At 47.1% G+C, this 7,426-nt stretch carries 9 protein-coding genes; 5 read left to right on the forward strand and 4 right to left on the reverse strand.

The genetic code is table 11. The features are described 5' to 3' along the window. Positions 1–84 precede the first annotated feature (84 nt). Both F7231_RS26945 and F7231_RS26950 read left to right on the forward strand, forming a co-directional pair. A complete protein-coding gene (locus F7231_RS26945; protein WP_229370427.1) occupies positions 85–342 on the forward strand; it encodes a BrnT family toxin in 258 nt (85 codons plus the stop codon). Then, positions 314–505: a hypothetical protein gene (locus tag F7231_RS26950; RefSeq protein WP_166694332.1), complete on the forward strand. Its 192-nt coding sequence runs from the start codon at positions 314–316 to the stop codon at positions 503–505. Before F7231_RS26945 ends, F7231_RS26950 begins: the two co-directional genes overlap by 29 nt. 16 nt (positions 506–521) lie before the next feature. On the opposite strand, the gene F7231_RS26955 is transcribed toward F7231_RS26950, so the two are convergent. Then, positions 522–899, reverse strand: coding sequence for a hypothetical protein (locus tag F7231_RS26955; RefSeq protein WP_166694333.1), 378 nt, complete (start codon positions 897–899; stop codon positions 522–524). Positions 900–1,543: 644 nt separating this feature from the next. Here F7231_RS26955 and F7231_RS26960 point away from each other — a divergent pair. After that, positions 1,544–2,758: a hypothetical protein gene (locus tag F7231_RS26960; RefSeq protein ID WP_166694334.1), complete on the forward strand. Its 1,215-nt coding sequence runs from the start codon at positions 1,544–1,546 to the stop codon at positions 2,756–2,758. Between the two features lie 5 nt (positions 2,759–2,763). Then, positions 2,764–3,414, forward strand: a complete 651-nt coding sequence (locus F7231_RS26965) for a porin family protein (protein ID WP_166694335.1) — start codon at positions 2,764–2,766, stop codon at positions 3,412–3,414. Between the two features lie 92 nt (positions 3,415–3,506). Here F7231_RS26965 and F7231_RS26970 read toward each other — a convergent pair whose 3' ends face one another. The 3 genes from F7231_RS26970 to F7231_RS26980 form a co-directional block, all read right to left on the reverse strand. Then, positions 3,507–4,115: a hypothetical protein gene (locus tag F7231_RS26970; RefSeq protein WP_310589400.1), complete on the reverse strand. Its 609-nt coding sequence runs from the start codon at positions 4,113–4,115 to the stop codon at positions 3,507–3,509. Positions 4,116–4,192: 77 nt separating this feature from the next. Beyond that, positions 4,193–5,251 (reverse strand): DUF5712 family protein, encoded by a 1,059-nt coding sequence (locus F7231_RS26975; RefSeq protein WP_166694337.1) that lies wholly within the window; start codon positions 5,249–5,251, stop codon positions 4,193–4,195. Beyond that, positions 5,248–5,733 carry a BfmA/BtgA family mobilization protein gene (locus tag F7231_RS26980; protein WP_166694338.1) on the reverse strand — a complete coding sequence of 162 codons (486 nt, stop codon included), beginning with the start codon at positions 5,731–5,733 and terminating at the stop codon, positions 5,248–5,250. The genes F7231_RS26975 and F7231_RS26980 overlap by 4 nt, the downstream gene beginning before the upstream one ends. Positions 5,734–6,505: 772 nt before the next feature. On the opposite strand from F7231_RS26980, the gene F7231_RS26985 reads away from it, so the two are divergent. Beyond that, positions 6,506–7,426, forward strand: a 921-nt coding sequence (locus F7231_RS26985; protein WP_166694339.1) for a replication initiation protein, incomplete at its 3' end; no start/stop codon positions are given.

The following is a 7,426-nucleotide window of genomic DNA, read 5'->3' on the forward strand; positions in this document are numbered from 1 at the left end:
GGCTTAAAGGAACCAAAAGGGCAAGAAAAGGCCATTAAATAGATGCCTGATTTTCAGTGGGATGCAGGCAATAAAGGCCACATCATGGATGATTATCCGATAAGAGCCAATACGACTGACGAAGTAGAAAGCTTGTTTTCAGATCCAGCATTTGCACCGCTGCCAGACCGGGTAGACGATCAGGGAGAACAACGCTATAAGGTCGTCGCTCGAAGCAATCTAAATCGGATCTTGTACGTTGCTTTTGTAGTTAGAAATGGTCAAATTCGGCCTATCAGTTGTCGGCCCGCGAATCGAAAAGAACGAGAACGTTATGCTCAAAACACCCAAAAACCCGAATAAAAAAGCGGCTCAATCGCCAACGCCCAAACTGGTAGCCGTCATTAAAAACGGCATGACCGAACAGGAAATGAAGGAATCCGGCGAACACTGGGCTAACCACAAAGGGTCTTACATGACTTTACAAGAGGTCTTAGCTGTTGAAGCCGCGAAACAGCGTAAGTAGTGTGTCACCCAATGGGCTACTTTACGGCACCGAACAGAAACCGGCGTACACCTGCCAATAAGCCTGGACTTTGGGTCTGCTGGATGGCTGTCAGGATCTCCTTCTTGAAATGATCGAAGTCGTCCACGCTTACAAACTTGGCTGGATCTAGATTATCCTGACGGGTAAGCGCCTGATTTTGGGGTTTGAGCAGTAAGTCCTGGCAGTATTCGCGCAGAGTCGTCCCAAAGAACTCCTCCAGTGTTTTCCCTTCCCGGCTGGCCGCTTTGGCAATAATCCGCCGGGTTTCAATGTCAACCCGGACAGACCACGGATCAGCCTTGTCTGTTCGCTCCGGGCGGCCTTTCTTCTTCCCTGTATTGTCGTTATTCGTTTCAGTGATACCGTTTTCCATTATATGTATAGCTGATATTCAAGCAGTAATACTAAAACTATATTTCGGTATTGGCTAAATGATTTAAGTCGATACTTTGTCAACTGAGCTTTGTTTTACCCATTCTGGCTAAGTACATGCGCTGCGCGAGTAGCAAGCTGGCCACCATGCTCTTGATAATTGTGGCCATACCCTGGCTTCTTGATTGGAAAGGGGATAAGCAGCCTCATTGTATTTTAGCAAGAAAGCAGCCATCCTGTCAGGATGGCTGCTTTCTTGCTAAATTCCCTTAACATAACATTTAATATAAAACACGCCTCAAAAAAGTACTACGCTTCGTTCGCTCCGGTGGGCCGACCATTATAGTACTTTACCGAGGTAAGAGTCCTATCGCAGCTTGGCATTGATGTAAGCACCTAATTAACAAAAACTTAATTGTTCTTCTCAGTTGGTAAAGCCAGCATGCCTGCCTATAATTACATCGCTAGCAGTCGTTTTTTAACTTATCCGCGAGGCGGCTTTGCGTACACTAACTCGTCAGGGGTGGGTCTATGAAAGTGCTTGGCTGGGTATTCACCCAATCGGTGAATTCTCGCACGACCTATGTCTCCGATCTGGCCTGTGTTCAACAAAAATCAATATGGCAACTAAATTTACGATACACTATGAAAACGTTCTTGTACTTTTTGGGTGTTCTTGTAACGGTGAATGTAGGTGTGGCTCTCGGACAACCTGTAGTCAGGGTTGACGGTAATGACTATTCTAATGGTCAAACAGCATATATTGAGTGTGGAAAGGATTCTGTTGTTATTTCGATTCCGCCCAAGTCAGATGGTACGAATTTCTACGAAATGGCGGTGAGCACTACCTCAAATTTTTACGTAACTAATGGATCAACTACAATAGACAAAAGGCTTCACTTGGATCCAAACAAGCAGGACGGTTACATTGATGTTGGTTGGCAAGGTGTATCTGGTTTCACTGCCAGAATTTACATTAAACAAAAGCCGCCCGTTCTTTCTTTCACTGCCACCCCAACATTGTGTAATTCGGGCAATTCTGCTACCTTCTCTGTATCGAGTAGCTACAGCTTTCAAGGTACAAAACCGATCAATATAGTTTGGCAGACAACAGGCGGTGTTACGGTCAATGGAGGTAGTGCTTACACGGCTAGCAGTACCACTAATAGTAGTGTAACTGTTCAATACAATTCATTCGGAACAGTTCGGGCGTATGCCATCATTCCGGATTGTAATAATCTTCAGGGTGATGCCGCTTCAGTGTATGTAGGAATACCCGGCAGTAGCGACATCACCTTCACGCGCAGTGGAGGCTCTGACCCCGGCTCTTCAATGTGCAGTGGAAGCTATTACAACTTTGTATCAGTTCCTGATCTTTCTTTGTCAGGTTACAGCTATAATTGGTCCATTCCTTATGGTAGTAGCAACGTGAGCTATTTTTATTCTTATGGCCCAAATGCCAATATTGGAGCCGGCTCGGCCGGAGGTGGTTTTGTGCTTCAAATGGGTGTAACTCAAAATGGCTGTAGCGGTACTGGCGGGTCGTCGCGGACGTTTTTTATCAATAGTTGCGGTGGTTTCCGGGTAGCGCAAAACCCAACGACAGATCAAGTGACCGTTTTTTTTGATAAGAATTACGATCCTGAGAAGTTACCAGATATACTTCGCCTTTCCGATGAGAAAAATGGCACTGTCAAAGAAAAAGAAGTGAAAGGATATTATTCAGACTCGGCAGTCAAATCGGGTTTAAGCGTTGATATTGATGTTCATACCTTGCCCAGAGGCACTTACTACTTACGAGGCATGTATAATTCCGATAAACCGGATACTATCGAACCCATCCGGGTTATCTTGCAATAAGCGTTATGAAAATAAATCAACTCATTCTATGCGTTATATGCTGGTTGACTGGGTCTTTTATTTGTCAGGCTCAATCAATCAGCATGTTTCGATTTGGCTTAGTTGGAGGAACTAATGCTGGTCAAATAAATACTCCATTAGTGAAAAGCACTACAGGACTGTTATGGCAGTACAATGTAGGTGTTACGATGGAACAGCGATTCTCATCAAGATTTAGCCTGGCCTATGAATTAAAATATGCGCGACAAGGGGGTACAGCTAAAACTTCCGGACTCTCAGGAAATGACTTCAATATCTCTGAATTTAATTATTTGACCTTGCCAATAATAAGCCGATTTCAACCAAAAGGAGAACGAATATTTATAGAAATAGGTGGGCAAGTAGGCTATTTCCTATCAGGGCGTAATTACTTTGCTTCCCAAAAAAATCAAGCATTATCAGTGCAAAATATGGCCAAGATAGATGCAGGTTTAGTTGGTGGTTTGGGCTGTCGGCTTGGCAAGCACTTGGTAAGTGATGCTCGGTATTATTATGGACTGAGAAAAATACGTGAAGACGTTACTGCGCCTGATCCCACAACGGGAATTCCTACTTTGATCAAATTCGTTCCTCAGTATAATCGAGTTTGGTCTTTAAATCTCTCCTACTACTTTTAAGCTTCCTTGTCCAGAAAAGCGGATTTACACGTTGAGCAACCACTATGGTGGGCTGTGAGTTTTATATATTCACATAACAATGGCGCTGCTATTTAAGGGTTATAATAGCGATCATACAGCCGTTTCCCCGTCGGCTGGGTCTTTACCCAGTCTGTAAATTCTCGCACTGCCTGTGTTTCCGATCTGGCCTGTGATAAGGCCGTTTCGCGCTCCCGGTTTAATAAACTAACCCCTACGATCAGCAGGGCGAACCCGGCAAATACGACGGTTGCGGCCTGCCATGAAGTGAATCCAATCCGACTGGCGAAAGCATCGGCCTTTCCCTGGCTAACCCACCGGATGCGCTCGACAGCCTCTGATCCCGCTCGGTCGATCTGAGCGGCTGCGGTGTTTCCCGCCGCTGTGATCACGCTGGCGGCGGCATCGGCGGCGGCTTTTATCTCGGTTGAGGTAGGCAGTCCCTTTTTCAATTCAGGCAGCACTAACCGGGCTATCGCTTCGCTGTCAATGGTGACACTGACGCCTTCGCGGGCCTGGTGCAGCAAGGTTTGTAACTCAGCTTGGGTCGCGGCTCTGGGCCTCTGCTCCAGGCGGTCAATCCGGGTGTTTAGTCCCTCGATAGCCCGACTGTGGCGGCTTAATTCGTCCGTCAGGCGTTTGATCGGGTCGTAGTCGGTTGGAGTACCCTCACTTCGACGCACCGGCTGGGGCGGTGTTGGTTCGACTGCCTGACTCTGGGTACTCGGCTGGTTTAGATTTCGTAAAAACCTATTCTCGTTCATCGGCCTAACCCCCGGCTGATTCGGGGGGCGTTTTCGGGTTTCTGTTCGATTTTCTGTTGTTGGGCTATCTTCTGTTGCTCGGCTACTTTGGCAGCCTCTATGGCCTGTTTACGGGCTTCTTCGGCCTTCTGTTCCTGTGCCACTCGCTGCCGTTCTCGCTCGGCCTGCGCGGTGGCCAGTGCTGCGGTTAACTCGTTTACGTCCTTCTGCTGGTAGGCTTTGCTCAAAACAGCCCGCAAATCGTCGGTAGGCTCATTTTCGGGCGTTTTACCGGGTTGCTGGTACATTTCTACCCGTTGGCCCTGTTCGTGGCTCTGAGCGCGTTTTTGGGCCTGCTCGGTGGCCTGTCGCTGCATCTCCCCTTTGGCCTGCTCGTCGCCGTACTTCATGCAGTGCAAAAACCGAAATGATTCGGTTAACGAACGCTCATAGCTGAACGCCTGGTCAAACGTCTGCTCGGTGCGCTGGCTAAAGCTATTGCGCTCAAAACCGCCTACTACCGGCCCTTTGGTCGTGGCTTTATGGTTGGTCAGGGGGCTCAGGTGGTAGGGGTTCTTGCGTTGGTGCAGCTCGTTTCTCTTCCCTTCTACATACTCCCGCAAGTTCTCCGTGCGGCTGACAATTACGTGAATGTGGGTTTGATCACCGGTCTTGGCTACGCCCTTCTGCTGTTCGCCCAATTGTACCGCCCGGTCGGTGTGGTCGAAGCTGCGGCTGTGCTCGATCTTGGCAAACCACACCAAATCTTTACTCTCTATCCCCTTTCCAAAATTGACTGCATACTGTTCCATCGTGGCGCGGGTAAACGCCTGTAGCTTCTGGGGGTCACTGCCGATATGGGCTAATTCGGCCTGTGAAGGGGCTAAAATCACTTGGTAGTACTTAGCATCTTCCCGGCCTAAGTTGCGCTTGTTGTGGTCAATCTCAGCTACCACTTCGTGGCCAGCGAGCTGCTCCCGGTTGTGGCCGAACCATAGCCCGGCCTGCTCTTTCTCCAAGTACTCGACGAGTCCTCCACAACTGCCCCCAGTGCCTGCCCCTATCTTGGTCATCATCGCTTAGTGGGCTTGTTCTGCTGCTTGATTAGCTCATCGGTCTGCTGTTTGTATTCCGGGCGCAGGGCATTATCCACCAAAGCGGTGCGGAACGAGAGCCGCATCAGGGTTTGAACCGCTTCCACCACACTGGTTAACTGCTCCTCCAACTGCTCAGAGGTGATGCCGGTACTGCCTGAACCTTGCCCAATCTGGGTGCGCATGGCCTTCACTTCGGACAGGATAGGCTTTAGTAGTTCCTTCTCCTGCTCCCGGATAAATCCAATCATGCGTTTATCTAACGTGTCTACTTTCTCGGTCAGTTTTTTTAGAGCCACGTCGGGCACGTCGGCCTTTGTGTCGCGGGGATCAGTCTTGGTAACAGTGAAATACTGCGCCATAACCCCAATCAAATCTTTATGGGATAGGCCAAACTTGGTGCCTAACCGCTCTAACTGCTGGTGAGTGCCTGCGCTGACAGATAAGCTTTTACGGTCGCTCATGTAGTAATGAATTATACAAATACTAATTGACTATCAGTTAGTTACTAAAAAAGTACACAAATTGTACTAACTATCCGTATAATTAGTAATCGTAACCAGTTGATTACTAATCCCGTAGGGCGAGAAGAACGGTATGACCCGTAGGGGAATAGCGTTCCGTCTCGCTCTTAAATAAGACCGCTTCGCGCTACGCTACCGGATGGCTTACGTTCATCGAGGGGAAGGTAGAATAGGGGAAATAGATTTCCAACTCATACCTGGCCAGCATTGATACAGTAACCAAGTGGGGATAGAACAGCTAGTCAAGGAAAGAAGGGAGAATACAGCAGCAGAGAGGTAGGATATGGATAAATTAAGGTAGGGTTATTTTATTAGAATAATACAAATCGTGAAACAAATATAACTAAAGTCTTAGTTGTCGCCCCCCTGCCTCATTGGTTTTTGGTGTTTTTGTTTTTTTCTGTTTTTCTTCCCCTTTTGTACTTACTCTGGCGTAAGCTCCCTAAATGCCGTTTTTTTTGACAACACAATCTTTGTGTTATTTGAAAGCTTTGTTCTATTTGTTATCCTATTATATAGGGAAAAACGAGTTTTGATCCGTGAAAAACGAGTTTTGATCCGTGAAAAACGAGTTTTGATCCGTGAAAAACGAGTTTTGATCCGTGAAAAAACGAGTTTTGATCCGTGAAAAACGAGTGATTTAAACGAGTATAGAAATTCACTATCGTTCTTTGCATTATGAACAAGAAGAGCCGTATTAATTCAACTGACTATGAATCAAGCATTGGAAGTCCGCCAACATAATGCTATCACGACGGCCCGTTATGAGTACTCAGAATTACAATTAGACATATTCTTGTACCTACTTTCGATACTTAAAAAGGACAAGACGGACGGAGTTTATGAGATTGTGGTAAAAGACCTGTCGGCCATGACGGGGAAAGAATACAAGTACGGCTACCTCCGAAAGGCTACTGAGGAAATGGGTAGCCGTATGTTTGAAGTCTCAACCGCCAAGAGTTATAAACAACTCTGGATGTTCCAACGGGTTGAGTATATGATTGGTGAGGGTCGGATTGAGATAGAATTTACCAACCCGATTAAGCCTTACCTGTTTGACCTAAAAGACAATTTCACCTCTTTTCAACTTTATGCAGCTCTGCGCCTAAGTAGCAAGTATGCCAAGCGAATTTATGCCCTATGTAGCCAGTGGAAGGACAAAGGGGAAACTCAAACCTTTAGCATAGACGAGTTCAAGAGAATGCTGACTTTGGTTGATGACAAGGGGAACGAAAAGTTTGAACGGCTATCTGATTTTAAACGCTTCGTGCTGGATGAATCAGTCAAGCAAATTAATCAGCACACGGATTTAGAGATAAGTTATACCCTCCAAAAGCGGGGCCGTAGCTTCAATAGCATCACTTTTACCGTTAAGGCACAGCCACTGGCCATCGTTCTGCCAATGAAGGATGGAGCCGCCAAAGCGGGCACGCCTCTGGGGGGTGTATCAGATGCCCAATACCAGAACGCCCGGCTACTACTGGAGAAGTGGAATATCAAGCGGGTTGATGTTGTCAACCAGATTATGAACTCGGCCGATCTAGTGCAGGAGGTCAATAAGTTTGCTTACGAGCTGCAAACGGGCAAGGTCAAAGTCGAAAAGAATGTAGCGGGCTACCTGCTCACCAGGCTC

The sequence above is a fragment of the Fibrivirga algicola genome, assembly GCF_011742925.1.
GTDB classification, from domain to species: Bacteria; Bacteroidota; Bacteroidia; order Cytophagales; family Spirosomataceae; genus Fibrella; species Fibrella algicola.